Raw genomic sequence first — 24,303 nt, 5'->3', positions numbered from 1 at the left:
GACAGCCTCCGGTCTCCGCGAGGGCCCGGGCCAGCTTGGACGGCGCGGCCGAGCGGCGGGCGCCGGCCGCGGTGAGCCGCCGCTCGACGGCGTCGAGCACGGCGTCGCCCACGGCCAGGTCGGTGCCCTCGACGAGCTCGACCTCGACCTCGGACCAGTGCGTGATGCGGCCGTCGCGGCTGGCGGTGACGTGGTCGAGCACGGCCTCGGCCAGCGGGGTGCCGCCGACGCCGGCGAGCAGGGTGGGCCGCCGCTCGGTGACCAGCGCGATGACGGGCCGGGGGGTGGCGCGGCGGAGGCGGGAGCGGACCAGGGCGGTCAGCTCGGCGGGCGGCCCCTGGCCCTCGGCGGTCAGCGAGGCGTGGATCTCCTCGCGGACCCCGTCGCCGACCGGGAGCTTGAGGTGCCAGCCGGCGTCCTCGCCGCCGGTGCGCCGGCGCAGCGTGATGCCGGCGGCGGCGAGCCGGCCGTCCTCGGTGTCGTAGTAGCGGGCGGCGAGGTGCCGGACGGGCAGCGGGCGCTCCGTGGCGACGGGGCCCGCGCCGACGAGGGTCGGCAGTGGGCCGTCGAACTCGTACGTGCGCTCGTGTTCCAGGGCCACCCCATCAGGCTACGAGCGGCTCGCCGTTCGCGCACTCAGGCGGCGGAGAGCGGTCGCTTCATCCGGACGGACTGGAGCAGGCCGATGGCGATCCACACCGCGAACATCGAGGTGCCGCCGTAGGAGAGGAAGGGCAGCGGGACGCCGGCCACCGGCATGATGCCGAGCGCCATGCCGATGTTCTCGAAGCACTGGAAGGCGAACCAGGAGACGATGCCGGCCGCGATGATCGTGCTGTAGAGGTCCGTCGACTCCCTGGCTATTCGCAGGGCACGCCACAGCACCACCCCGATCAGCAGGATGATCCCGCCGGCGCCGACGAAGCCGAGCTCCTCGCCGGCCACCGTGAAGATGAAGTCGGTGTGCTGCTCGGGCACGAACTGTCCGGTGGTCTGGGTGCCCTGGCCGAGCCCGGAGCCGAAGAGACCGCCGGAGCCGATGGCGATCCTGGCCTGGTTGGTGTTGTAGCCGACGCCCGCCGGGTCGAGCGCCGGGTTGGCGAAGGCGGCGAACCGGTTGATCTGGTACTCGTCGAGGATCCCGAGGAACCAGACGAGTACCGCGCCGACCGCGCCGGTCAGCATCAGGCCGATGGTCCACTTCAGCGAGGCGCCGGAGGCCAGCAGCATGCCGAGCACGGTGACGCTGATGACCATGGCGGTGCCCATGTCGTCGAGGAGGACGACGGACAGCGGGAGGGCGGCGAGGCCGAGGGACTGGAGCACGGCGCGCCGGCCGGGGTGCTCCCGGTCGCCGGCGTCGACCCCGTCGGCGAGGATGGCGGCCATCACCAGGATGACGGAGACCTTGACGAACTCGCCGGGCTGGATGGTGTATCCGCCGACGGAGAGCCAGGCGCGCTGCCCGTTGATCTCGGTGCCGAGCGGCGTGAACACCAGCAGGACGACGAAGAGGGAGAAGGCGTAGAAGAGGGGGACGGCGCTGCGCAGCCGCTGGTGGCCGAGCCAGATGATGCCGACGGCGAGGGCGAGGCCGACCGCGAGGTTGATGCTCTGGCGTATGAGGAAGAACTGCGGGTCGCCGCCGTTGATCTCGGTGCGGTTGCGGGTGGCGGACCAGATCAGGGCTATGCCGAGCACGGACAGCGCGAGGCCGGCGAGGAGCAGCAGCCAGTCCAGGCGGCGGGCGACGGAGTCCCGCTCGGCCAGCCGGCGCCAGGCGCTCTTGCGCCTGGCCGGCGTCCTGACCGTCAGGGTGTGCACGCTCATCAGTCGTCCTGGTCCTCGCGCCGGGCCTCGAGTTCGCCCGCGTCCGGCGGGTCGTCGCCGGCCACCGTGTCGGGGGTGGAGATGGCGTCGGGGTCGAAGCCGGGCTCGTAGCCGTTGCCCCGCTCCGGATCCTCGCCCTCGCCCGTGCCGCCCTCGCTCGCGCCGCCGTCCCCCGTCTCGCCCTCCGCGCCGCCGTCCCGGTCGCGTGCCGCGGCGTTCTCCCGCGGGTCCTCGCGGTCGGCCACGATCGTGCCGTTCTCGTCGATCTCCGGCAGGTCCCGGTTGGGCTCGGCCAGCAGGGCGATGTCCTCGTTGACGGTGCCGCCCTCGACGCCGTAGATGGCCTCCCAGATGTGCCGCACCGCGTCGCCCGAGGCGCCGGAGCCGGTGCCGGCCTGGTTGATGGTCATGACCACCGTGTAGTCGTCGGTGTAGGTGGCGAGCCACGAGGTGGTCTGCTGGTCGCCGGAGGCCTCTGCGGTGCCGGTCTTGCCGCGCAGCACGATGTCGTCCTGCGGCCAGCCGCCGAACTTCCAGTCGGCGCTGCCCCGGGTGATCACGCCCGCGGTGGCGGCCCGCAGGTTGTCCATGGTCTGCTCGTCGGCCGGCAGCTCGCCGTTGACGACCGGCTCGAACTCCTCGACCACGCTGCCGTCCGGGGCGATCACGGCGCGGCCGACCTGCGGCTGGTAGAGGGTGCCGCCGTTGCCGAGGGCCGCGTAGACCGAGGCCAGTTGGAGCGGGGTGACCAGCACGTCGCCCTGGCCGATGGAGAAGTTGAGCATGTCACCGGCGCGCATCTTCATGCCCTCGGTGCAGTTCTCGCGGGCGATGCGGGCCACGTAGTCCTGCCGGTCGGTGTCCGCGATCTCGCACCAGTTCTCCTGGTTGGCCTCCCAGTAGTCCTGCTTCCACTGCCGGTCGGGGATCCGGCCGGCGGCCTCGTTGGGCAGGTCGACGCCGGTCGGCGCGCCGAGCCCGAACTCGTGGGCGGTGCGGAACAGCCAGTCGTCCGGCTCGTCCACCGGCTCGAGGCCGCCCTCGCGCTGCCACTCGCGGTGCGCGATGCCGTAGAAGACGGTGTTGCAGGAGACCTCGATGGCCCGGCCGAGCGAGATGGAGCCGTACGCCTGGGACTCGAAGTTGCGGAAGGTCTGGCCGCCGACGTCGTAGGAGGAGCCGCACTCGTAGGAGCCGTCGAAGTCGTAGCCGGCGTTGACGGCGGCGGTCGTGGTGACCACCTTGAACGTCGACCCGGGCGGCCCCTGGCCCTGGATGGCCCGGTTGAGCAGCGGGTTGTTGGACTCCTCGTCGGTCAGTGCCGCGTAGTCGTCGGTCGAGATGCCGCCGACCCACACGTTGGGGTCGTAGTCGGGGGCCGAGGCCATCGCGACGACACGCCCGGTGTCGTTCTCCAGCACTATGGCCGCCCCGGCGTCCGCTTCGTAGTTACGGCCCGAGATGTCGTCGTGCTGCGTCCGCGCCACCTCCATGGCCTGCAGGAGCTCCTGCTCGACGACGGCCTGGACGCGGCTGTCGATGGTGGTGACCAGGTTGGCTCCGGCCTGGCCCGCCTCGCTCTCCGACTCCCCCAGCACCCGGCCGAACTTGTCGACCTCGTAACGGGTGACGCCGGCCTGCCCGCGCAGATAGCTGTCGTACTGCCGCTCGAGGCCCGAGCGACCGATCATGTCCGAGCGCAGCAGCGGGTTGTCGGTGTCCTCGGAGTCGGCGACCTCCTCGTCGGTGACCGGCGACAGATAGCCGAGCACCTGGGCCGTGTTGGCGCCGGCGGGCGACGGGTAGCGGCGCACGGCCGTGGGCTCGGCGCTGATGCCGGGGAAGTCCTCGGCCCGCTCCCGGATCTGCAGCGCCTGCTGGGTGGTCGCCTCGTCGGTGATCGGGATCGGCTGGTACGGCGAACCGTTCCAGCAGGGCTGCGAGGTCTCGGCGTCACACAGCCGCACCTGGTTGGTGACCTCCTCGACCTCCATGCCGAGCAGTTCGGCGACGTCGGCGAGCACGCCGACGCCGTCGTCCGGCAGCCGGCTCAGCTCGGTGCGGTCGGCGGAGACGACGAGACGCGTCTCGTTGTCGGCCATCGGGACGCCGCGCGCGTCCAGGATGGAGCCGCGCACCGCCGGCTGGACGGCCTGCTGCACGTGGTTGCCCTGGGCCTCGGCCGCGAACTCGTCGCCCTGCCTGATCTGCAGGTACCACAGGCGGCCGCCGAGCGTGAGCAACAGCGAGAAGACCAGTATCTGGATGACGATGAGGCGGATGGTGATGCGCGAGGTCCGCCCGGTCTCCGGGATGTTGGTCACAGCCGCTTGACCCCCTTGATACGCCCCGCCCGGTTGCGGGCGGACCTGCTGAGCAGTGTGGAGCGGGTGCCACCCAGCCTGGCGGCCTTCCCGTAGCGGACGCGGCGCGGCCCCCGACCGCGCGGCCCGGCGCCGCCGAGCCAGCTGACCGCCGCGTCGCCGCCACCGCCGCCCGACGTGCCGTCGCCGGACAACGGGTCGCTCTCCAGTCGGCGGGCCATCGCCATCACCAGCGGGACGGTGAACGGGGCGAGCAGCAGGTCGTAGATGGTGGCGGTGAGCAGCAGGGAACCAAGGCCGACGTCACGCGCCGCCGAGTCGCCGACCAGGGCCCCGACGCCCGCGTAGAGCAGGGTCGAACTGGCCGCGCCGGCCGCGACCACCAGCATCGGCACGGTGGCCGAGCGGTGCTGGCCGGTCTCCGGCCTGGTGAGTCCCGCGGCGTAGCCGATGACGCAGAGCACGAGCGCGTAGCGGCCGACGGCGTGGTCGGCGGGCGGCGCCAGGTCGGCGAGCAGCCCGGCGAAGAAGCCGACCATGCAGCCGCCGACGTGCCCGTAGACCAGCGCGAGGCCGAGGACCGTGAGCAGCAGCAGGTCGGGGGTGGCGCCCGGCAGATGGAGTCTGGCCAGCACGGTGACCTGGAGCATCAGCGCCACGGTCACCAGGATGGCGGCCAGCAGGGTGCGGGAGACACGCATCGGTCTCACTCCTCGGTGGCGGTGTCGTCGTCGCCGGCGGGCGCCTCGCCCTCGCCGGTGCCGGTCTCGCCCTCGGTCGGGGGCTGGGGCTCTCCCACCGAGTCGCCCGGCTCGCCCTGGGTCTCCTCGCCCTCGCCCGCGGTCTCCTCGTCCTCGTTGCGCGCCCCCTGCTCGCGCTCCTCGCCGCGCCGCTCCTCGTTCTCGTTCTCCTCCTCGGGCCGGGGCGGCAGCACCGAGTCGCGCGGGTTGTCGCGGGGCGGCTCGACGACGACGCCCACCAGGTCGAGCTGGGTGAACGAGACGAAGGGCCGCACCTCGACGGTGCGGGTCAGGTCGCCGTTGGACCGGTTGACGTTGACGACCTCGCCGACCGGGACGCCCGGCACGAAGGGCCGGTTCTCCGCCGAGCCGAAGGTGACCATGCGGTCGCCCTCCTGGACTCGCGCCTGCTGGTTGAAGAGCTGCACGTCGAACGTGTTGTCGCCGCCGCCGGTGGCCAGGCCGAGCTCCTCGCTGCCCTCGAGCCGGGTGCCGACGCTGAACTCCGGGTCGTTGGCCAGCAGCACGGTGGCCTGGCCGCGCCCCACGGTGGTGACCCGGCCGACAAGCCCGTCGCCGTTGAGCACCGTCATGTCACGGGCGATGCCGTCCTCGGTGCCGGCGTCGATGGTGACGGTCCAGGAGAAGCCCTGGGCCGCGCCGATCGCGATCACCTGGGCCCCGACGATCCGGTAGCCGCCGGCCCCGGCCGTCCGCAGCAGCTCGTCGAGCTGCCGGGTGCGTGAGTCGCGGAACTCGTCGCTGCCGAGCTGCTGCCGCAGCTCCGCGTTCTCCCGCTCGAGCTCCGCGACGCGGTCGTGCCGGTCGCCCGACTCGCGGATCGCCGAGATGGCGTTGGCCACCGGGTCGACCGCGCCCGCCACGCCCTCCTCGACCGGCCCGAAGAACGAGGCCGCGGCCTCCCGGGGGCCGTCGAGCGGGGAGTTCTCACCACCGCGGATGTCGAGCGTGATCAGGGCGAATGCGATGGAGACCAGCAGGACGAGGAGCAGCCGGCTCTCTCGGGTGTCCCTCACGTGCGGCGGCCGTGCCTTTCTTGTCGTTGCGGGTGGGTGACGCCGCGCGGTCCGCGCGGCCGGCCACGCGGCGGCCCGTGGCGGCGCGGACGCCGGCGGCTAACGCCTGGGCTGCGCGTCAAGCACCTGCTGCAGCGCCTCGAACTCCTCGACGCACTTGCCCGAGCCCAACGCCACCGAGTCCAGCGGGTCCTCGGCGATGTGGATGGGCATGCCGGTCTCCTTGCGCAGCCGCTCGTCGAGGCCGCGCAGCAGGGCGCCGCCGCCGGTGAGCACGATGCCGCGGTCCATCACGTCGCCCGACAGCTCGGGCGGGCACTTGTCGAGCGTCGTCTTGACGGCGTCGACGATCGCGTTGACCGGCTCCTCCATGGCCTTGCGGACCTCGGCCGAGGAGATCACCACCGTCTTGGGCAGGCCGCTGACCAGGTCACGGCCGCGGATCTCGGTGTGCTCGTCCTGGTCCATCTCGTAGGCCGAGCCGATGGTGATCTTGATGCTCTCCGCGGTGCGCTCGCCGAGCAGCAGGCTGTACTCCTTCTTGATGTGCTGGATGATCGCGTTGTCCAGCTCGTCGCCCGCCACCCGGATCGACTGGGCGGTGACGATGCCGCCGAGCGAGATCACGGCCACCTCGGTGGTGCCGCCGCCGATGTCCACCACCATGTTGCCGGTGGCCTCGTGCACCGGCAGGCCCGAACCGATCGCCGCCGCCATCGGCTCCTCGATGATGTGCACTTGGCGGGCGCCGGCCTGCGTCGACGCCTCGATCACCGCACGACGCTCCACCCCGGTGATGCCGGACGGCACACACACGACGACCCGGGGACGCGCCAGATAACGGCGCTTGTGGATTTTGAGAATGAAGTACCTGAGCATCCGCTCGGTGATCTCGAAGTCGGCGATGACGCCGTCCTTCAGGGGGCGCACCGCGACGATGTTGCCCGGGGTACGGCCGATCATCTTCTTCGCCTCGGCGCCGACCGCGAGAATGCCACCGGTGTTGGTGTTGATGGCGACCACCGACGGCTCGTTGAGGACAATCCCACGACCTCTGACGTACACCAGCGTGTTGGCCGTCCCGAGGTCGACTGCCATGTCACGGCCGATGAACGACATATTGTTCGCCATAGGGATACATCTGGCCTTCCAGCTGGAGCGATATGTGCGGGGAGGTCGGCAGGGGGTGCGATAACGGTACGCCAGGAGGGCCCTCCCGCTCGCGGAGGGGAGAGCCGGGCGGCGAAGCCATCGTATCCACGGCCGGTCGAACGCGGAGCGCCGGAGCGCCGCTTTCGCCATTGTCGGCGGAACCCGGCCCGCCCTCCGTCATGTGACGTCGTGTTCGGGTGACGGGTTCCCTCGTTCGACTGTACCTACCCCATTGCACGAAGACGTTCAGGTGAACGCTGACGGCGAGTCAGGGCGTGTCGGAGGATGTCACGGAAAGAAGATCTTCAGTTCCCGTTCAGCGGACTCTTCCGAATCGGACGCGTGAATCAGGTTCTCCCGCACGATCGTGCCGTAGTCGCCCCGAATGGACCCCGGCGCGGCGGCGATCGGGTCGGTCGGGCCGGCCAGCGTGCGCAGCCCCTCGATCACGCGCTCGCCCTCCACGACCAGCACGACGCTAGGCCCGGACGCCATGAACTCGAGCAGCGGCTCGTAGAACGGGCGGCCGACATGCTCGGCGTAGTGCGTCTCCAGGGTCGCGCGGTCCAGGGTGCGCAGCTCCAGCGCGGTGATGGTCCAGCCGGCCTTGCGCTCGATCCGGCCGATGATCTCACCGACGAGTCCGCGGGCGACGGCGTCCGGCTTCAGCAGGACGAGGGTGCGCTGGCTCATGGCAGGCGGCTCCTGGGGGTGGGAAAGGGTGTCAGACAGGGGTCGCAAGACTACCGTCCCGCTGCGCTTGGCCTCCGCCAGGGGGTTCTGCCCCACCCGCCGTGGCGTGGGTGGCCGTGCGTCAGTCGGCCGGTTTCGGGGCCAGCGCCCCGCCGGGGGCCGTCGTGTCGATGTGGCGGCCGAAGTGGATGGACGCCCACCAGAGGCCGGCGAAGGCCGCGCCGAGGACGAACATGGCGGGAAGGACGAAACCGGCCGCGATCAGGGCGATCTGGAGGGCCCAGCCGAGGGGGATCGCCACCGGCGTCCGCAGCAGGCCGCAGAGCAGCACGCACAGCGCCATCGCCGGGCCGCTGACGGCCCAGATCGTGGTGGTGGAGAGGTCGTCGGAGAGCCGCATCGTGGCCACCGCCGCGAGGCCGATGACGATGAACTCACAGACCAGGGTGCTGGCACACAGCGTCCGCAGGGTTCGCATCAGCGAGCCTTTCCGAGCAGCAGCCGGGCCTCGCCGACCGTGATGACCGAGCCGGTGACCAGCACTCCGGCGCCCCCGTACTCGTGTTCCTCCTCGGCCAGCGTGATGGCCGCGTCCAGCGCGTCGTCGAGGCGCGGCTCGACCTGGACCCGCTCCTCGCCGAAGACCTCGACGGCGAGCGCCGCCAGCTCGTCCACGTCCATCGCGCGGTGGCTGGCGTTGCTGGTGATGACGACCTCGGTGAAGACCGGCTCGAAGGCCTCGAGGAGGCCGCGGACATCCTTGCCGGCCGAGGCGCCGACGACGCCGATCAGGCGGCTGAAGCCGAAGGCCTCGCTGATGGCGGCCGCCGTGGCCTGCGCCCCCGCCGGGTTGTGCGCCGCGTCGAGCACCACCGTAGGGCTGCTGCGCACCACCTCAAGCCGGCCAGGCGAGGTGACGGAGGCAAACGCGGCGCGCACCGCCTCGGCGTCCAGGGTGCGGGCCGGCTGGTCGTCGCCGATGCCGAAGAACGCCTCGACCGCGGCCAGCGCGACCGCCGCGTTGTGCGCCATGTGCTCGCCGTGGAGCGGCAGGAAGACCTCGGGGTACTCGCCGCCGAGCCCGCGCAGCGTCAGCAGCTGGCCGCCGACCGCGACCTCGCGGGCGAGCACGCCGAACTCCATGCCCTCCCTGGCCACCGTGGCGTCCACCTCGACGGCCCGCCGCAGCACCACGGCGGCCGCCTCGATGCTGGGCTGCTGGGCCAGCACCACCCGGGCGCCGGGCTTGATGATCCCGGACTTCTCGACCGCGATGGCCTCCGGCGTGGTGCCGAGCCGGTCGGTGTGGTCGAGCGCGATCGGGGTGAGCACGGCGACCCCCGCGTCGATCACGTTGGTCGAGTCCCAGGTGCCGCCCATGCCGACCTCGACCACCGCCGCGTCCACCGGGGCGTCGGCGAAGGCCGCGTAGGCCATGCCGGTCAGCACCTCGAAGAACGAGAGACGGTAGGGCTGCTGGGAGTCGACGAGCTCGACGTACGGCTTGACGTCCTCGTAGGTGGCGACGAAGCGCTCGGCCGCGATCGGCTCGCCGTCCAGGCTGATCCGCTCCGTGATCGACTGAACGTGCGGGCTGCTGAACCGGCCGGTCCGCAGCTCGAAGGCGCCGAGCAGCGCCTCGATCATCCGGCCCGTGGTGGTCTTGCCGTTGGTGCCGGTGATGTGGATGGCCGGGTAGCTCCGCTGCGGCTCGCCGAGCAGGTCCATCAGGGGGCGAATGCGACTCAGCGACGGCTCCAGCTTGGTCTCCGGCCACCGCTTCGCCAGCTCCGCCTCCACCTCGCGCAGCGCGCGGTCGAGCTCGGGGTCGGCGGGGCGGCCCGGCAGCTCGCCCCCGCGCGGCGCTCCCGACTGGGCGCGCAGGGTGCGGCTGCCGGCCTCGATCACGGCGAGATCGGGGTCGCGCTCGCTCTCCGCGGCCACGATGTCGTCGAAATCGTCAAACTGGTCGTCGCTCACACCCCCAGTCTACGAAGCGCCGCTGACAGCGCCGTCCTGAGGGAGCCTGGCGAGCTGGGCCGTGATCCGCGCGATGTCGGCCTCCGCGGTGGTGCGACGGGTGCGAATCTTGTCGACCACGTGGTCGGGCGCCTTGGCCAGGAACGCCTCGTTGCCGAGCTTGGCGTTGGTGCCGGCCAGCTCCTTCTCGGCGGCGGCCAGGTCCTTCGTGAGCCGCTTGCGCTCGGCGGCCACGTCGATGGCGCCCGACAGGTCGAGCGCGACCGTGACCCCGGCGACCGGCAGCGTGGCGGTGGCGGTGAAGCCCTCGCCGGCCGGCTGGAGGCGGAGCAGCGCGCGCACCGCCTCCTCGTGCGCGGCGAGCCCGCTGTCGGCCAGGTCGAGGGTGGCCGGCACCCGCTGCCCGGGCTGGAGACCCTGGTCGGCGCGGAACCTGCGGACCTCGGTGACCAGACGCTGGACGGCCTCGATCTCCCGCTCGGCGGCCTGGTCGCGGAAGCCGGAGTCCGCCGGCCAGTCGGCGATGACCACGGACTCGCCGCCGGTCAGCGTCGTCCACAGCTCCTCGGTGACGAACGGGATCACCGGGTGCAGCAGCCGCAGCGTGACGTCGAGGACCTCGCCGAGGACCCGGCGGGAGACCTCGGCGGGGCGGCCGCCGGCGGCGAACGTCGTCTTGGAGAGCTCGACGTACCAGTCGAAGACCTCGTCCCAGGCGAAGTGGAAGAGCGCGTCGCTGAGCTTGGCGAACTGGTAGTCGTCGTAGTAGGCGTCGGTCTCGACGACGACCGAGTTCAGCCGGGACAGGATCCAGCGGTCGGTGGCCGACAGCTCGTCGGCTTCCGGCAACGGGCCCTCGACGGTGGCGCCGTTGAGGAGCGCGAAGCGGGTCGCGTTCCAGACCTTGTTGGCGAAGTTGCGGGAGGCCTGGACCCAGTCCTCGCCGATCGGCACGTCGACGCCCGGGTTGGCGCCGCGGGCCAGGGTGAAGCGGACCGCGTCCGAGCCGTAGGCGTCCATCCAGTCCAGCGGGTTGACCGCGTTGCCGAAGGACTTGGACATCTTCTTGCCGAACTGGTCGCGGACCATGCCGTGCAGCGCGATGGTGTGGAACGGCGGGACGCCGTCCATCGCGTAGAGGCCAAACATCATCATCCTGGCGACCCAGAAGAAGAGGATGTCGTAGCCGGTGACCAGGACGGAGTTGGGGTAGAACTTCTCGACGCTCTCGGTGCGCTCGGGCCAGCCGAGCGTGGAGAACGGCCAGAGCCCCGAGGAGAACCAGGTGTCGAGGACGTCCGTGTCCTGGTGCCAGCCCTCGCCGCCGGGCGGCTCCTCGTCGGGGCCGACGCAGACGACCTCGCCGTCGGGCCCGTACCAGACGGGGATCCGGTGGCCCCACCACAGCTGGCGGGAGATGCACCAGTCGTGCAGGTTGTCGACCCACTCGAAGTAGCGGGAGGACAGCTCCTTGGGGTGGATGGCGACCCGGCCGTCCCGGACGGCGTCCCCGGCGGCCTTGGCCAGCGGGGCGACCTTGACCCACCACTGCAGGGAGACGCGCGGCTCGACGGTCGTCTTGCAGCGCGAGCAATGGCCGACGGCGTGCGTGTAGGGACGCTTCTCGGCGACGATCCGGCCCTCGGCGCGCAGCGCGGCGACGACCGCCGAGCGCGCCTCGAACCGGTCGAGGCCCAGGAAGGGGCCGTGGACGGTGATGTTGCCGCGCTCGTCCATGACGGTCAGCTGGGGCAGACCGTGGCGGCGGCCGATCTCGAAGTCGTTGGGGTCGTGGGCCGGGGTGACCTTGACCGCGCCGGTGCCGAACTCGGGGTCGACGTGCGTGTCGGCGACGACCGGGATCTCACGGTCCGTCAGCGGCAGCCTGACGGTGCGGCCGACGAGGTGCGCGTACCGCTCGTCCTCCGGGTGGACGGCGACGGCGGTGTCGCCGAGCATCGTCTCGGCCCTGGTGGTGGCGACGACCAGCGAGTCGTCGCCGTCCCCGTAGCGGATGGAGACCAGCTCGCCGTCGTCGTCCTGGTACTCGACCTCGATGTCGGAGAGCGCGGTCAGGCAGCGCGGACACCAGTTGATGATGCGCTCGGCTCGGTAGATCAGGCCGTCCTCGTAGAGCCGCTTGAAGATCGTCTGGACGGCGCGGGACAGGCCCTCGTCCATGGTGAACCGCTCGCGGGACCAGTCGACGCCGTCCCCGAGGCGCCGCATCTGCCCGGAGATCTGGCCGCCCGACTCGGCCTTCCAGCGCCAGACGCGCTCGACGAACGCCTCCCGGCCCAGGTCGTGGCGGGACTTGCCCTCCTTGGCCAGCTCGCGCTCCACCACGTTCTGCGTGGCGATGCCGGCGTGGTCCATGCCGGGCTGCCACAGCGTCTCGTAGCCCTGCATCCGCTTGCGGCGGGTGAGGGCGTCGATCAGGGTGTGCTCGAAGGCGTGGCCCAGGTGCAGGCTGCCGGTGACGTTGGGCGGGGGGATGACGATGGTGTACGGCTCCTTGGCGCTCTTGGCGTCCGCCGTGAAGTAGCCCCGCTCTACCCAGCGCTCGTACAGCTTCCCCTCTACGTCGGCCGGCGTGTACTGCGTCGGCAGATCGGCTGGGGCGGCGTGTCGCCCGGTCGCGGGCGGCTGGGTGTTCTCGGTCACGGCTGAAGTCTACGAGGCCCCGAGCGCCGAGTTCGAATCAGTTGCCTGGGGCTCGAGGTGCCACGGACGGGGCTCCGGGCCGGATGTACAGAACGGCGCCCCATCCGACAGGATGTGCATTGGCAATCCTGAGTCGCCCCCCGCATAAGGGGAAGCAGTTGACATCCTCCCCTCCGCGAAGGGAGGGGATTCCCACCCTCACGGGAGGACCTTTCTGATTCACCGCAGACCGCCCCCGGGACGAACCCAAGCCAGGGTCTTACATCCACTCCACAGACCTCACATCCCGCCAGCCCGGCGGTAGACCACCGGGACTTCGGCTATCGCCCCGGCGGCTCCGCCACCCTATCAGAGCATTCCGCAGCGGCACCGCTACACTCCGCTTCGTGGTGCCGGGATGCGTTTCCTCCCACGGCTGAAGCCGAGGGTCTCCACGCAAGGAGTTTCGATGAGTCAGAACCAGCCGGGTTCGTACGGGCAGCCAGATCCCTACGGGGCGCCGCAGCCCGGGCAGCAGCCCGGCGGTCCCAATCCGTACGCACGGCCGGGCGGGGCGCCCGGCGGCTCGGGGTCGCCTGGTTATGGCTATCCGCAGGGCCAGCAGCCGGGGCCGCCCCCGCCGCCTGGTGGCGGCTACGGGCAGCAGCCGCCGAGCCCCTACGGCCAGCAGCCCCCGCAGCAGCCGCAGTACCCCGGCGCCTACGGCCAGCAGCCGCCCCCGCCGCCGGGCCAGCCGGGACAGCCCGACTACGGGCAGCAGCCGCCCTACGGCGCCCCGTCCTCGGGCGGCGGCCGCAAGAACCGGACCGGGCTGATCGTGGTGGCCGTCGTCGTGGCGCTCGCGGTCATCGGCGGCGGGGCGTTCCTGCTGGTCGGCGGCGACGATTCGGAGGACGGCTCCGGCGGCGACGGCACCCGCTACGAGCTCGCCCTGCCCGAGACCACCGGCGACTTCACGCTGGCGGCCCCGGCGTCGAGCACCGAGGACATCTCCGAGGAGGAGCTGGCGGCCGCCGGCATGGCGGAGGCCGAGGGCACCACCGGCACCTACCTTGGCGGCATCACCCCCGAGGAGCTCGCCGGCATGCAGGACCTGTCCGAGCTGGGCGACCGGGTGATCAACAGCATGCTGGTCGTCGGCATGTGGGGCGCGGTCGAGGACCCCGAGGCCGCCGTCGACGCGCTGCTCGCCTACGGCGCCTCCGAGGGCGTGGCCGACCAGGGCGGCGCCGAGCTCACGCTGATCGGCGAGCCGCAGGAGATGAACCCCGAGGGGCTCGACGGCGCCGTGATGAAGTGTCAGCAGGGCTCGGGCGTGGAGCCGACCACCAACCAGACGATCCAGATCCCGCTGTGTGTCTGGGCCGACGACAGCACCGTGGGCATGGCCGCCGTGCAGCGGCAGAACGCGACGGGTGCCACCGTGGAGACGCCGCTGGAGGAGGTGGCCCAGTACACCGCGCAGGTGCGGGCCGACTCGCTGCGGCCGATCGAGGAAGGTGCCGAGGGCGCCGGCGGGGAAAGCGACGCCCAGGGCTGACCCGGTCGCGGCACAGGTCACGACAGAGGGCGGGGCCCGACACCGGATCTCCGGTGTCGGGCCCCGCCCTCGTCACGACCTCGTCGCGACCGTCGCGTGGCCGCGACCAGTCACAGCCGGCCCGCGGTCACCTGCCCGCGCTTTCAGCGGAACGCTCAGGCGGTCTTCTCGTGCGGGGGCACCGAGCCGCGCTGCTTGGCGAGTCGGGACCGCGGGACCAGCGTCGGGTTGACGTTGGACCTGACCACGTCCTCGGTGATCACCACCTGGCCGACGTCGGGCCGGGAGGGCACCTCGTACATCACCGACATCAGCACCTCCTCGATGATCGCCCGCAGCGCCCGGGCGCCGGTGCCGCGCAGGATCGCCTGATCGGCGATGGCCTCGAGCGCCGGCAGCGTGAACTCGAGCTCGACGCCGTCGATCTCGAAGAGTCGCTGGTACTGCTTGACCAGCGCGTTCCGCGGCTCGACGAGGATCCGAAGGAGCGCCTCCCGGTCCAGGTTCTGCACGGAGGTGATCACCGGCAGCCGGCCGATGAACTCGGGGATCATGCCGTACTTGACCAGGTCCTCGGGGAGCGCCTCGCGCAGCAGCTCGGCCGAACCCCGGTCCCGCTTGGAGCGGATGTCGGCGCCGAAGCCGATGCCCCGGGCGCCCGACCTGGCGCGCACGATCTCATCGAGGCCGGCGAAGGCGCCGCCGACGATGAACAGCACGTTGGACGTGTCGATCTGCAGGAACTCCTGGTGCGGGTGCTTGCGCCCGCCCTGTGGGGGCACCGCGGCGGTGGTGCCCTCCAGGATCTTCAGCAGGGCCTGCTGAACGCCTTCCCCGGAGACGTCCCTGGTGATCGACGGGTTCTCGCTCTTGCGGGCGACCTTGTCGATCTCGTCGATGTAGATGATGCCCTGCTCGGCCTTCTTGATGTCGTAGTCGGCGGCCTGGATCAGCTTGAGCAGGATGTTCTCCACGTCCTCTCCGACGTAGCCGGCCTCGGTGAGCGCGGTGGCGTCGGTGATGGCGAAGGGGACGTTGAGCATCCTGGCCAGCGTCTGGGCGAGCAGCGTCTTGCCGGAGCCGCTCGGGCCGAGCAGCAGGATGTTGGACTTGGACAGCTCGATGGCCTCGTCGCGCGACTGGCCGTCGGCCTCGCTGGCCCGCACCCGCTTGTAGTGGTTGTAGACGGCCACCGAGAGCGCCTTCTTGGCGTCCTCCTGGCCCACCACGTAGCTCTCAAGGAAGTCGAAGATCTCCCGCGGCTTCGGCAGCTCACCAAGCTCCGACTCGGAGGACTCGGCGAGCTCCTCCTCGATGATCTCGTTGCAGAGCTCGATGCACTCGTCGCAGATGTAGACCCCCGGACCCGCGATGAGCTTCTTCACCTGTTTCTGGCTTTTGCCGCAGAACGAGCACTTGAGCAGATCGCCGCCGTCACCGATGCGTGCCACGAGGTGCTTCCCCTTCGCCTGCGCACCGCCGGGGAGACGGTGCACTCGTGCTTGCCTGAAGACGACGGTACCTTGTCGCCCCGGCGGATAGGCCCCCCTTGACGGGAATCCCCTGTGCCGGGGCCTTCCCGCCCAAAGGGGGCGGCCAGTCGTTCGTCTCGGTTGTCGCCTGTTGTCTGTTACTGGGTCGTACGGTGTGATGCGGAGTGTGCGGTGTGACGCGGCCGGGAGACGGCGCTCAGACCGCGGTGGTGGAGCGGGTGGTCACGATCTGGTCCACCAGACCGTAGCTCACGGCCTCCTCGGCGGTGAGGATCTTGTCCCGCTCGATGTCGTCCCGGACCTGCTCGATCGGCGTGTTGGAGTGCTTGGCCAGCATCTCCTCGAGCTGCACGCGCATCCGCTGCACCTCGCGGGCCGCGATCTCCAGGTCGGAGACCTGGCCGCGCCCGGTCTCGCTGTACGGCTGGTGGATCAGGATGCGGGCGTTGGGCAGGGCCATCCGCTTGCCGCGGGTGCCGGCCGCCAGCAGGACCGCCGCGGCGGAGGCCGCCTGGCCCATGCACACCGTCTGGATGTCCGGCTTGACGAACTCCATGGTGTCGTAGATGGCGGTCAGCGCGGTGAACGAGCCGCCCGGGCTGTTGATGTAGATCTGGATGTCGCGGTCCGGGTCCATCGACTCCAGGCAGAGCAGCTGCGCCATCACGTCGTTGGCCGACGCGTCGTCGATCTGCACGCCGAGGAAGATCACCCGCTCCTCGAAGAGCTTGGCGTACGGGTCGTACTCGCGCACGCCCTGCGAGGTGCGCTCGACGAAGCGCGGGACCACGTAGCGGCCCTCCGCGCGGAGTCGGTCGTAGATGCCGGAACCGGGAAAGTTGTTCATCGTCTCTCTACCGCCTTGGTGTTGGGCTGCGATCGGGGCTTGGTCGGCCGGCCGGCGCTCACGCGCCCGTGCCGCCGCCGCCCGTGATGTCGGCGGCGCTGGTGATGACCCGGTCGAGCAGGCCGTAGTCCCTGGCCTCCTCGGCGCTGAACCAGCGGTCCCGGTCGGCGTCGCGCTCCCACTGCTCCTCGCTGACGCCCGAGTGCTGGGCGGACAGCTTCGCCATCTTGCGCTTGGTGCGCAGCAACTGCTCCGCGTGGATCTTGATGTCCGAGGCGGAACCGGCCAGGCCGGCCGAGGGCTGGTGGATCAGCACCTCGGCGTTGGGCAGCGCGAAGCGCTTGCCGGGGGCGCCGGCGGTCAGCAGGAACTGGCCCATCGAGGCGGCGAGCCCCATGGCGATGGTGACCACGTCGTTCTTGATGTACTGCATGGTGTCGTAGATCGCCATGCCGGCCGTGATCGAGCCACCGGGGCTGTTGATGTAGAGGAAGATGTCCTTGTCGGGATCCGCGGCCAGCAGGAGCAGCTGGGCGGTGATCCGGTTGGCGATGTCATCGTCGACCGGCTGCCCCAGGAAGATGATCCGCTCGTCGAGGAGCCGGTTGTAGACCTGATCGCCGAGGCCGCCGTGCGTTGGCTCCGCCATGGCGGAGGGCTTCATGAGCGTCACGTATCCACCTGCTCATTCTCATAACGGCCCGGCTTTCGCCCGACCGTCGCTCGACATCTGGGTTGTACCTAGGGACCCTAACGCGCGGTGCTGACGGACCCATCCCGACCAGGGAACTGTTCGCTGTGAGCGCAGGGTCGCCGACGAAGCCGCCCGGACCCGGGGAGCAGAGGGGGCCGGACGCGCCCCGCGCCCGGCCCCACTCTTCTCGGTCAGTCCTGGGACTTGGTCCCGCCCTCGCCCGCGGTCTCGCCCTCGCCGGCGGCCTCGGCGGACTCGGCGGTGGCCTCGGCGGACTCCTCGACCTCGTCCTCGTCGAGCCGGACCTCGTTGCCCTCGGTGTCGGTGACGGTGACCGACTCGACGACGGTGGCCAGCGCCTTGCCCCGGCGGACCTCGCCGACCAGCACCTGGACCTGACCGCCCTCGACGACGGCCTTGGCGAACTGGTCGGGGCTCATCCCGGACGACTGCGAACGGCGCACCAGGTGCTCGGTCAGCTCTTCCTGGCTGACGCTGAGCTTCTCGACCTTGGCGATCTCGTCGAGCACGAACTGGGTGCGGATGCCCTTCTCCGACTGCTCCTTGAGCTCGGCGTCGTACTCCTCGGCCGTCTTCTCCTGGAGCTTGAGGTAGCCCTCGAGGTCCATGCCGAGCTGGGCGAGCTGGTGGTGCTCCAGGTTGTGCTTGCGGGTCTCGATCTCGTCCGCGAGGAGCTTCTGCGGGATCGGCACCTCGACCAGCTCGAGCAGCGCGTCGAGGACCTTCTCCTGGGCCTCGGTGGCCTGCTGGTACTTCTTCTCCTCGGTGAGCCGGTCGCGGTGCGAGGCGCGCAGCTCCTCCAGGGTGTCGAACTCGCTGGCGAGCTGGGCGAAGTCGTCGTCGAGCTCGGGCAGTTCGCGGGAGGAGACGGTGGTGACGGTGACCGAGATCTCCGCCTCGCGGCCGGCGGCCGAGCCGCCCTTGAGCTCGCTGGTGAAGGTGGCGGTGCCACCGGCCTCGAGGCCGGTGACCGCCTCGTCGAGGCCGTCGAGCATCTGTCCGGAGCCGATGGTGTAGTCGACGCCGTTGGCCACGCCGTCGGAGAGCACCTCGCCGTCGACCCGGGCCTCGAGGTCGATCTTGACGACGTCGCCCTCGGCGGCGGCGCGCTCGACGACCGTGGTGGAGGCGAAGCGCTCGCGCAGCCGCCCGACGACCTCGTCCACCTCGTCGTCGGCGACCTCGATGGCGTCCACGGTCACCGCGATGCCCGAGTAGTCGGGGATGGTGATCTCGGGGCGGATGTCGACCTCGGCGGTGAAGGTCAGCAGCTCGTTGTCCCGGAGCTCGGTGATGTCCACGTCGGGCTGGCCGAGCGGGCTGAGGTCACCCTCGGTGACCGCCTCGGTGTAGAACTTGGGGAGCGCGTCGTTGACGGCCTCCTCCAGGACAGCCCCGCGCCCGAACCGCTGGTCGATGATGCGCGCCGGGATCTTGCCCTTGCGGAACCCGGGCACCTGGACCTGCTGGTTGATCTTCCGGTACGCCGCGTCGAGGCTGGGCTTGAGCTCCTCGAAGGGCACCTCGACAGTGAGCCGAACCCGGGTGGGGTTCAGGGTCTCCACGGCGCTCTTCACGGTAGGTCTCCTTGGGGCTGACATCTGGGGAGGTTGCGTTGCGATCCTGAGCTGATCCTGTGCGGCGGCCGGGTGGCGGACACACTGCGGCCGAGCAGGCTACTCATAGTACGTGGTCGGGGTGGCCGGATTCGAACCGACGGCCTTCCGCTCCCAAAGCGGACGCGCTACCAAGCTGCGCCACACCCCGCCGTGGTCGTGGCTCACGACGCGACTCGTAGCGTACAGCGCCGCACACGGGGACTTTCCCCGGTTCGGCCCGGGCGGCACGCTGGTACGATGCTGCCCGTGCCGGACGGCGTGCTCGTCCGGTCGAGCGCGGGCGTAGCTCAATGGTAGAGCCCTGGTCTTCCAAACCAGCTACGCGGGTTCGATTCCCGTCGCCCGCTCAGTCAGGCCCGGCTCCCTCGTGAGGAGCCGGGCCTTCGCCGTGGCCGGCCGTGGCGCTACTCGCCCGAGCTGTTGATGGAGTCGTCGACCTCGTTGACGCCGTCGGTGACCGACTGCAGGAAGTCGTTTATGGGGTCGGCGGCGCCCGTGGAGGCGAGGGAGAAGCCGAAGAGGATCGCCACGATGGCCGGTCCCCACCTTATGGCGCCGCCCCGGATCATGAAGAACATGATCACTCCGAACAGCAGGGCCAGGGAGAATGAGATAACCACAACAGATCACACCTTCGAAAGGTCCGCCTCGCTCCGTTCAGGGGCTTGACCACGGCCGCCGCACCCCCGCTGGGACCATCGTGCCATCAACTGGGCCTTCCGGGGAGGCCGATGACACCGTGTCCGGCCATGTCACACGCCTGCGGACCAACCTGGGTACCGAGGCAGCCCGTTACCCGTCCGTTAGCTCCCCAACCGCGCCGCACGGTGAATTCGCCGCCCATCTCACCGGGAGTTCACCGACCGCCGGAACGACCCATCCGAAATACCTTTCACGGCGGGGGAGTCCACGGCGGGCCGCCCCTGAGTGGCGGGCGAAACACCCCATTTAAGCCGGGCACATCCCCTCATTTCGGGCACGTGAGGGGCGACATTCCGGCCACTCCCCCGAAAGTCCCCGGGATTTTCACTGAATGGTTTCGAATCTCCGACGTACTCGCCGGGCGTCGCGCGGCATGCCGTCGGATGAATTTACGGAAGCGGCGTTGAAGCACTATCGTGCGGACAATGTTGCACGTCCGTAATCAAGCAGCCTCCCTGCCCGCGGCCCGGGCCACGGCGGCCGACCCCCCACCGACGGTCACGGACGGTTCGCCTCGGGTCAAGCCGCGGGACCCCTACTTCGACAACGCCAAGTACCTGGCGATCGTGCTCGTCGGCATCGGGCACGCCTGGACCCCACTGCGCGGCGACTCGCGTACCGCCGCCGCCCTCTACGACTTCGTGTACACCTTCCACATGCCCGCGTTCATCCTGCTCGCGGGCTACTTCTCGCGCGGCTTCACCGGCCGCCCCGAGCAGCTCAAGCGCCTCATCACCGGCATCGGGATCCCGTACCTGCTGTTCGAGGTCGGCTACATCCTGTTCAAGCGCTGGGGCACCGACGACCCGGACTACCCCTTCAGCCTGCTCGACCCCTACTACGTCACCTGGTTCCTGATCGCGCTCTTCGTCTGGCGGCTCACCGCGCCGGTCTGGCGGGTCGTCCGATGGCCGCTGCCGGTCGCGCTGGTCATCGCGGCGCTCGCGTCCGTCTCGCCGCAGCTCGGCGACGACCTCAACATCCAGCGGGTGCTGCAGTTCCTGCCGTTCTTCGTGCTCGGGCTCAAGCTGCGGCCCGAGCACTTCGAGCTGCTGCGCAGGCCGTTCGCCCGCCCGGCGGCGGTCGCGGTGCTCGCGGCCGCGCTCGGCGCCGCGTTCTGGGTGTCGCCGCGGGTGGAGCACAGCTGGTTCTACCGGACGAACAGCGCCCAGGAGATGGGGGCCGACGCCTGGGGCGGGATCGGCGCCGCCTTCGCCCTGTTCGGGGCGGGTCTGGTGCTGACGGCGGCCTTCCTGGCGCTCGTCCCGACCCGCCACACCTGGTTCACGGCGCTCGGCGCCGGCACCATCTACGGCTACCTGCTGCACGGCTTCATCGCCAAGGGCTCCCGCTGGTGGGACTGGTACGAGGCGGGCTGGGTCTCCACCCCGACCGGCCACGTCCTCGTCACCCTGATCGGCGCCGGCGTCATCACCGCGCTGTGCACGAGCCCGGTGCGACGGGCCTTCCGCTTCCTTGTGGAGCCATCGATGGACTGGGCATTCACCCAGGAGGCGCGGCGTCCGCCGAGCCGGCGGCCGGCTCGGTCCAGCTGACGCCCCCCTGCTCGTCGACGGCGACGCCGTGGGCGGCGAGGTAGGCGATCGGGTCAACGTCGGTGCCGTAGGCGCGGCCCTTCCGCACCTCGAAGTGCAGGTGCGGGCCCGTGCTGTTGCCGGTGTTGCCCGAGTCGCCGATCCGGGTCCCGCCCTCGGCCCGCTGCCCGGCGCTGACGGCGATCTCGGCGAGGTGTGCGTAGAGGACGAAGCGCCCGTCCGCCATCCTCGTCACGACGTGCTTGCCGTAGGAGCCCGAGTCCTCGGCGACCAGCACCGTGCCGGGTCCTACGCCGCGCACGGGGGTGCCGACCGGGGTGGCGAAGTCCACGCCGGTGTGGTGGCCCGCGGCCCAACCGCCGGGCTGGGCGTACCTGGCGGTCATCGGGAACCCGGTGACGGGGCTGGTCCAACCGCCGGCCGCCGGGGGCTCGTCCCGGCTCCCGTCGAAGACGGGCAGCGGGCGGGACGCGGGCCCGCGCGCCAGGAGGAGGTCCGCCGACCTCTCCCGGTCGACGCCCCACCTCGGCCCGGCGTAGGCCAACGGCAGCGCCTCGCCCGGGTGTTGCGGCGCGCGCTGGCCTGGCTCGTTCCCGGTCGCCGGTACGGTCCAGGGGCCGACGAGGACCACGGCGCCCAACGTGGCGCTGCCGAGGGCCCGGCGGGCAAGACGGGCGCGCACGCTGGTCCGATGTCGTCTTCCGTGCCGGCTGTCGCCATGGCGCATGGCGTGGCTCGTGGCGTGGCTCCGGGGGTGGCTCCGGGGGTGGCTCGTGGAGTGGCTCATGGCTCCGAGCCAACGGCAGGCCCGTGGGTCCCGCATCCGCCGCGGCGTCGGCCGCACCGCCGATCGGCGCACAGGCCGGCGCGCCGGGGTCCGCTCATCGGCGCAGTTCAGCACGGCCTGTCGGGACGTCGGCGACGCGCGGGCACATTCCGCCCCGCAGGGTGACCCCCCGTCGCCGGTTACTCGCGGCCGATGATCAGCAGGGCACGGTCGTCGTTCACGTCCTTGGCGACCGACTCGATGAGATGCCAGGCGGCACCGCGGAAGCCGGTCGTCACATAGCGGTCGGCCTCGCCGGTCAGCCGGTCGATGCCCTCCGAGAGGTCGCGGTCGGAGCGCTCCACCAGGCCGTCCGTGAAGAGCATCAGCACGTCGCCGCGGCGCAGCGTGCCCTTGGCCGGGTGGAACTCGGCGCCGTCGTAGACGCCGAGCAGCGGCCCCTCGGCGCTGATCTCCTCCCAGCGGCCGGTGCCGGCGTTGAGCTGAACGGCCGGCAGGTGGCCGGCCGAGAGCAGTTCGAAGTCGCCGGTGTCCAGGTCGAGCACCAGGTGGGCGGAGGTGGCGAAGCCCTCGTCCCAGTTCTGCCGCAGCAGGTAGCCGTTGGCGGCCGGCAGGAAGGCGTGCGGCGGCAGCGAGCCGAGCAGGCCGCCGAAGGCGCCGGACAGCAGCAGCGAGCGGGAGGCCGCGTCCATGCCCTTGCCCGAGACGTCGGTGAGCACGACCTCGAGAGTGCGGCGGTCGGCGCCGGTGCGGGCGGCGACCACGAAGTCGCCGGAGAACGACTGGCCGCCGGCCGGCCGCAGCGACACCTCGCGGTGCCAGCCCCCGGGCAGCGGCGGCAGCGCGCCCTGGGCGCGGATGCGTTCGCGCAGGTCGAAGAGCATGGTGCCGCCGCGCCGCCAGGGCACGCCGACCCGGCTGCGGAACTGGGCTATCAGCAGGCCGGTCAGGGCGACCGCGGCCACGACCAGGATGGTCCCGGGGGTCACAGGGTCGGGGACGCCGCGCCCGGCGTCCATCAGCGCCGTCTCGAGCACCAGCGCGGTGGCGACGACGGCGTAGAGGCCGAGCAGGCTGGCCGGCCGCAGCAGGAGCCCGCCGGCGACCAGCGGCAGGACGAGTGCCTCGGACGGGCACCATTCTGGCCAGGCGACGGTCGCGAGGCTGAGCAGCGGGACGGTGGCGAGCAGGGCGCCGAAGGCCCACCAGTCGGAGGCGCCGCCGCGGAAGTAGTCGACGGCCGAACGGCGAAGGCGGGTGCGGACGCGGTGGACGGCCTTCTGGGCCTGGTGTCGTCGGGCCCTCCTCGGTGCAGTCTCGCTGCCGCGTGCCATGACCAGGGACCTTATCCACCCGTTCGGTCGCGCGTCGAACCTTTGCCAGGTTCGGATACGTGTACGGGACATCCGGGGTGAGGAAATTGTGTCGCCCCGTGATGACCACGCTGATAGGGATGGTCATATGACGATTGAGCTGCGCGGTCTGCGGGACAAAGAGTGGGATGCCTGGTTCTCCGGGCTCGAATGGGCCTTCGGCGGTGGGGTGTGGGCGCCCGAGGAACGCGCGCTCTGGCGAGAACTGACCGAAATCGATCGGTCCATCGCGGCCTGGGACCGCGATCGGATCGTCGGTTCCTTCGGCTCCTTCTCCTTCCGGATGACGGTACCCGGCGGCGCCGTGGTGCCGACCGCCGGCGTGACGGCGGTGAGCGTCGCCGCCACCCACCGGCGGCGCGGACTGCTGCGGCGGATGATGCGGTCCGCGCTTGAGGACATCCACGCGGCGGGCGAGCCGCTGGCCGTGCTCACCGCGTCCGAGCAGCGGATATACGGGCGCTTCGGCTACGGAGTCGCGACGCGCGCGATGCGGGCGTCCATCGACACGGCGCGGGTGCGGATCGCCCCGCCGGCCGGCGCCGACGACCTCACGCTCAGCGTCCTGCCGCCGGCCGAGGCGGCCGCGCACTGTGAGGAGCTGTACGCGCGCCTCGTCCCCACTCGCCCCGGCATGCTGGCGCGGCAACCGGGCTGGGAGAAGCTGCCGCTGCTCGACCCGCCGGCCAACCGGAACGGCGCGTCCGAGCTGCGCTGCGTGCTGGCCGAGCGGGACGGTGAGCTCATGGGCTACGCGCGGTACGCGATGAAGCCGCACTGGGGGGAGGGGGCGATACCGGACGGCACCGTGCTGGTCCGCGACCTGACGGCCGCCGACCCCGCGGCGTACGGCGCGCTGCTGCGCTTCCTGTTCGAGATGGACCTGATGTCGACCGTCGTGCTGTCCAGCCGTCCGGTGGACGACCCGCTGCTCCACCTCGTCTCCGACATCCGCCGCTGCGACCTGCGGATCGTCGACCGGCTGCACCTGCGGACGGTCGACGTCGGGGCGGCGCTCGCGGCGCGGACGTACGCGACGGAGGTGGACGTGGTGCTGGCCGTCGAGGACGAGCTCTGCCCGTGGAACACGGGCAACTGGCGGTTGAGCGGCGGCCCCCTCGGGGCGGTGTGCGAGCGCACCACGGACCCGGCGGAGCTGTCGTTCGACGTGCGGGCGCTGGGTGCGGCGTATCTCGGCGACGCGTCGCCGCTCGCGCTGGCGGGGGCGGGTCTGGTGCGGGAGCTTCGGGG

Annotated in this window: 20 protein-coding genes and 2 tRNA genes; 4 read left to right on the top strand and 18 right to left on the bottom strand. The window is 71.2% G+C overall.

The window, feature by feature from the left end:
* From E1265_RS13940 to E1265_RS13895, 10 genes are all read right to left on the bottom strand, one after another.
* A partial coding sequence (locus tag E1265_RS13940) for a CYTH domain-containing protein (protein ID WP_132930618.1) occupies window positions 1–601 on the bottom strand: 601 nt, incomplete at its 3' end.
* A gap of 35 nt (window positions 602–636) precedes the next feature.
* Window positions 637–1,830, bottom strand: a complete 1,194-nt coding sequence (gene rodA, locus E1265_RS13935) for a rod shape-determining protein RodA (protein ID WP_132930617.1) — start codon at window positions 1,828–1,830, stop codon at window positions 637–639.
* Window positions 1,830–4,154, bottom strand: coding sequence for a penicillin-binding protein 2 (mrdA, locus tag E1265_RS13930; protein WP_132930616.1), 2,325 nt, complete (start codon window positions 4,152–4,154; stop codon window positions 1,830–1,832). Before mrdA ends, rodA begins: the two co-directional genes overlap by 1 nt.
* A complete protein-coding gene (mreD, locus tag E1265_RS13925; RefSeq protein ID WP_132930615.1) occupies window positions 4,151–4,855 on the bottom strand; it encodes a rod shape-determining protein MreD in 705 nt (234 codons plus the stop codon). Before mreD ends, mrdA begins: the two co-directional genes overlap by 4 nt.
* A 5-nt stretch (window positions 4,856–4,860) precedes the next feature.
* The gene (gene mreC, locus E1265_RS13920; protein WP_132930614.1) at window positions 4,861–5,931 is read right to left on the bottom strand and encodes a rod shape-determining protein MreC; all 1,071 of its coding nucleotides are present in this window, start codon (window positions 5,929–5,931) and stop codon (window positions 4,861–4,863) included.
* 99 nt (window positions 5,932–6,030) lie between these two features.
* Window positions 6,031–7,050 (bottom strand): rod shape-determining protein, encoded by a 1,020-nt coding sequence (locus tag E1265_RS13915; RefSeq protein WP_132930613.1) that lies wholly within the window; start codon window positions 7,048–7,050, stop codon window positions 6,031–6,033.
* Between the two features lie 321 nt (window positions 7,051–7,371).
* Window positions 7,372–7,776 carry a nucleoside-diphosphate kinase gene (gene ndk / locus E1265_RS13910; RefSeq protein ID WP_132930612.1) on the bottom strand — a complete coding sequence of 135 codons (405 nt, stop codon included), beginning with the start codon at window positions 7,774–7,776 and terminating at the stop codon, window positions 7,372–7,374.
* Window positions 7,777–7,897: 121 nt separating this feature from the next.
* Entirely contained in the window at window positions 7,898–8,245 is a 348-nt protein-coding gene (locus E1265_RS13905) for a DUF4233 domain-containing protein (RefSeq protein WP_132930620.1), read from the bottom strand.
* Between the two features lie 8 nt (window positions 8,246–8,253).
* Window positions 8,254–9,756, bottom strand: coding sequence for a folylpolyglutamate synthase/dihydrofolate synthase family protein (locus tag E1265_RS13900; RefSeq protein WP_132930611.1), 1,503 nt, complete (start codon window positions 9,754–9,756; stop codon window positions 8,254–8,256).
* A gap of 9 nt (window positions 9,757–9,765) precedes the next feature.
* A complete protein-coding gene (locus E1265_RS13895; protein WP_132930610.1) occupies window positions 9,766–12,420 on the bottom strand; it encodes a valine--tRNA ligase in 2,655 nt (884 codons plus the stop codon).
* Between the two features lie 448 nt (window positions 12,421–12,868).
* On the opposite strand from E1265_RS13895, the gene E1265_RS13890 reads away from it, so the two are divergent.
* A complete protein-coding gene (locus E1265_RS13890) occupies window positions 12,869–13,960 on the top strand; it encodes a hypothetical protein (RefSeq protein WP_132930609.1) in 1,092 nt (363 codons plus the stop codon).
* A gap of 155 nt (window positions 13,961–14,115) precedes the next feature.
* On the opposite strand, the gene clpX is transcribed toward E1265_RS13890, so the two are convergent.
* The 5 genes from clpX to E1265_RS13865 all read right to left on the bottom strand — a co-directional run bounded on the left by clpX (window position 14,116) and on the right by E1265_RS13865 (window position 18,782).
* On the bottom strand, window positions 14,116–15,411 hold the full coding sequence (gene clpX / locus E1265_RS13885; protein ID WP_132930608.1) for an ATP-dependent Clp protease ATP-binding subunit ClpX: 1,296 nt from the start codon (window positions 15,409–15,411) through the stop codon (window positions 14,116–14,118).
* A 238-nt stretch (window positions 15,412–15,649) separates the two neighbouring features.
* Window positions 15,650–16,300, bottom strand: a complete 651-nt coding sequence (locus tag E1265_RS13880) for an ATP-dependent Clp protease proteolytic subunit (RefSeq protein WP_132930607.1) — start codon at window positions 16,298–16,300, stop codon at window positions 15,650–15,652.
* A 58-nt stretch (window positions 16,301–16,358) separates the two neighbouring features.
* Window positions 16,359–16,964 carry an ATP-dependent Clp protease proteolytic subunit gene (locus E1265_RS13875; RefSeq protein WP_132930619.1) on the bottom strand — a complete coding sequence of 202 codons (606 nt, stop codon included), beginning with the start codon at window positions 16,962–16,964 and terminating at the stop codon, window positions 16,359–16,361.
* A 221-nt stretch (window positions 16,965–17,185) separates the two neighbouring features.
* A complete protein-coding gene (gene tig, locus E1265_RS13870; RefSeq protein ID WP_132930606.1) occupies window positions 17,186–18,592 on the bottom strand; it encodes a trigger factor in 1,407 nt (468 codons plus the stop codon).
* Between the two features lie 113 nt (window positions 18,593–18,705).
* Window positions 18,706–18,782 (bottom strand) — tRNA-Pro (locus tag E1265_RS13865).
* Window positions 18,783–18,910: 128 nt separating this feature from the next.
* Here E1265_RS13865 and E1265_RS13860 point away from each other — a divergent pair.
* Window positions 18,911–18,981: transfer RNA gene (locus E1265_RS13860), tRNA-Gly, on the top strand.
* 57 nt (window positions 18,982–19,038) lie between these two features.
* Here the strand turns inward: E1265_RS13860 and E1265_RS13855 are convergent.
* The gene (locus E1265_RS13855) at window positions 19,039–19,254 is read right to left on the bottom strand and encodes a hypothetical protein (RefSeq protein ID WP_132930605.1); all 216 of its coding nucleotides are present in this window, start codon (window positions 19,252–19,254) and stop codon (window positions 19,039–19,041) included.
* Between the two features lie 507 nt (window positions 19,255–19,761).
* Here E1265_RS13855 and E1265_RS13850 point away from each other — a divergent pair.
* Window positions 19,762–20,892 (top strand): acyltransferase family protein, encoded by a 1,131-nt coding sequence (locus E1265_RS13850; protein ID WP_132930604.1) that lies wholly within the window; start codon window positions 19,762–19,764, stop codon window positions 20,890–20,892.
* On the opposite strand, the gene E1265_RS13845 is transcribed toward E1265_RS13850, so the two are convergent.
* Together E1265_RS13845 and E1265_RS13840 are read right to left on the bottom strand one after the other, a co-directional pair.
* Window positions 20,840–21,574: a M23 family metallopeptidase gene (locus E1265_RS13845; protein WP_243740765.1), complete on the bottom strand. Its 735-nt coding sequence runs from the start codon at window positions 21,572–21,574 to the stop codon at window positions 20,840–20,842. The two genes, E1265_RS13850 and E1265_RS13845, sit on opposite strands and share 53 nt — an antisense overlap.
* 284 nt (window positions 21,575–21,858) lie before the next feature.
* Complete coding sequence (locus E1265_RS13840) at window positions 21,859–23,013, bottom strand: PP2C family protein-serine/threonine phosphatase (protein WP_132930602.1); 1,155 nt, start codon at window positions 23,011–23,013, stop codon at window positions 21,859–21,861.
* A gap of 127 nt (window positions 23,014–23,140) precedes the next feature.
* On the opposite strand from E1265_RS13840, the gene E1265_RS13835 reads away from it, so the two are divergent.
* The coding region (locus tag E1265_RS13835) for a GNAT family N-acetyltransferase (protein WP_132930601.1) at window positions 23,141–24,303 on the top strand (1,163 nt) is incomplete at its 3' end.

It is taken from the genome of Streptomyces sp. 8K308 (genome assembly GCF_004348315.1).
Classification (GTDB): Bacteria; Actinomycetota; Actinomycetes; order Streptomycetales; family Streptomycetaceae; genus Streptomyces.
Note: the sequence above shows the minus strand (reverse complement) of the source record. Positions and strands in the feature narration are given on the sequence as shown.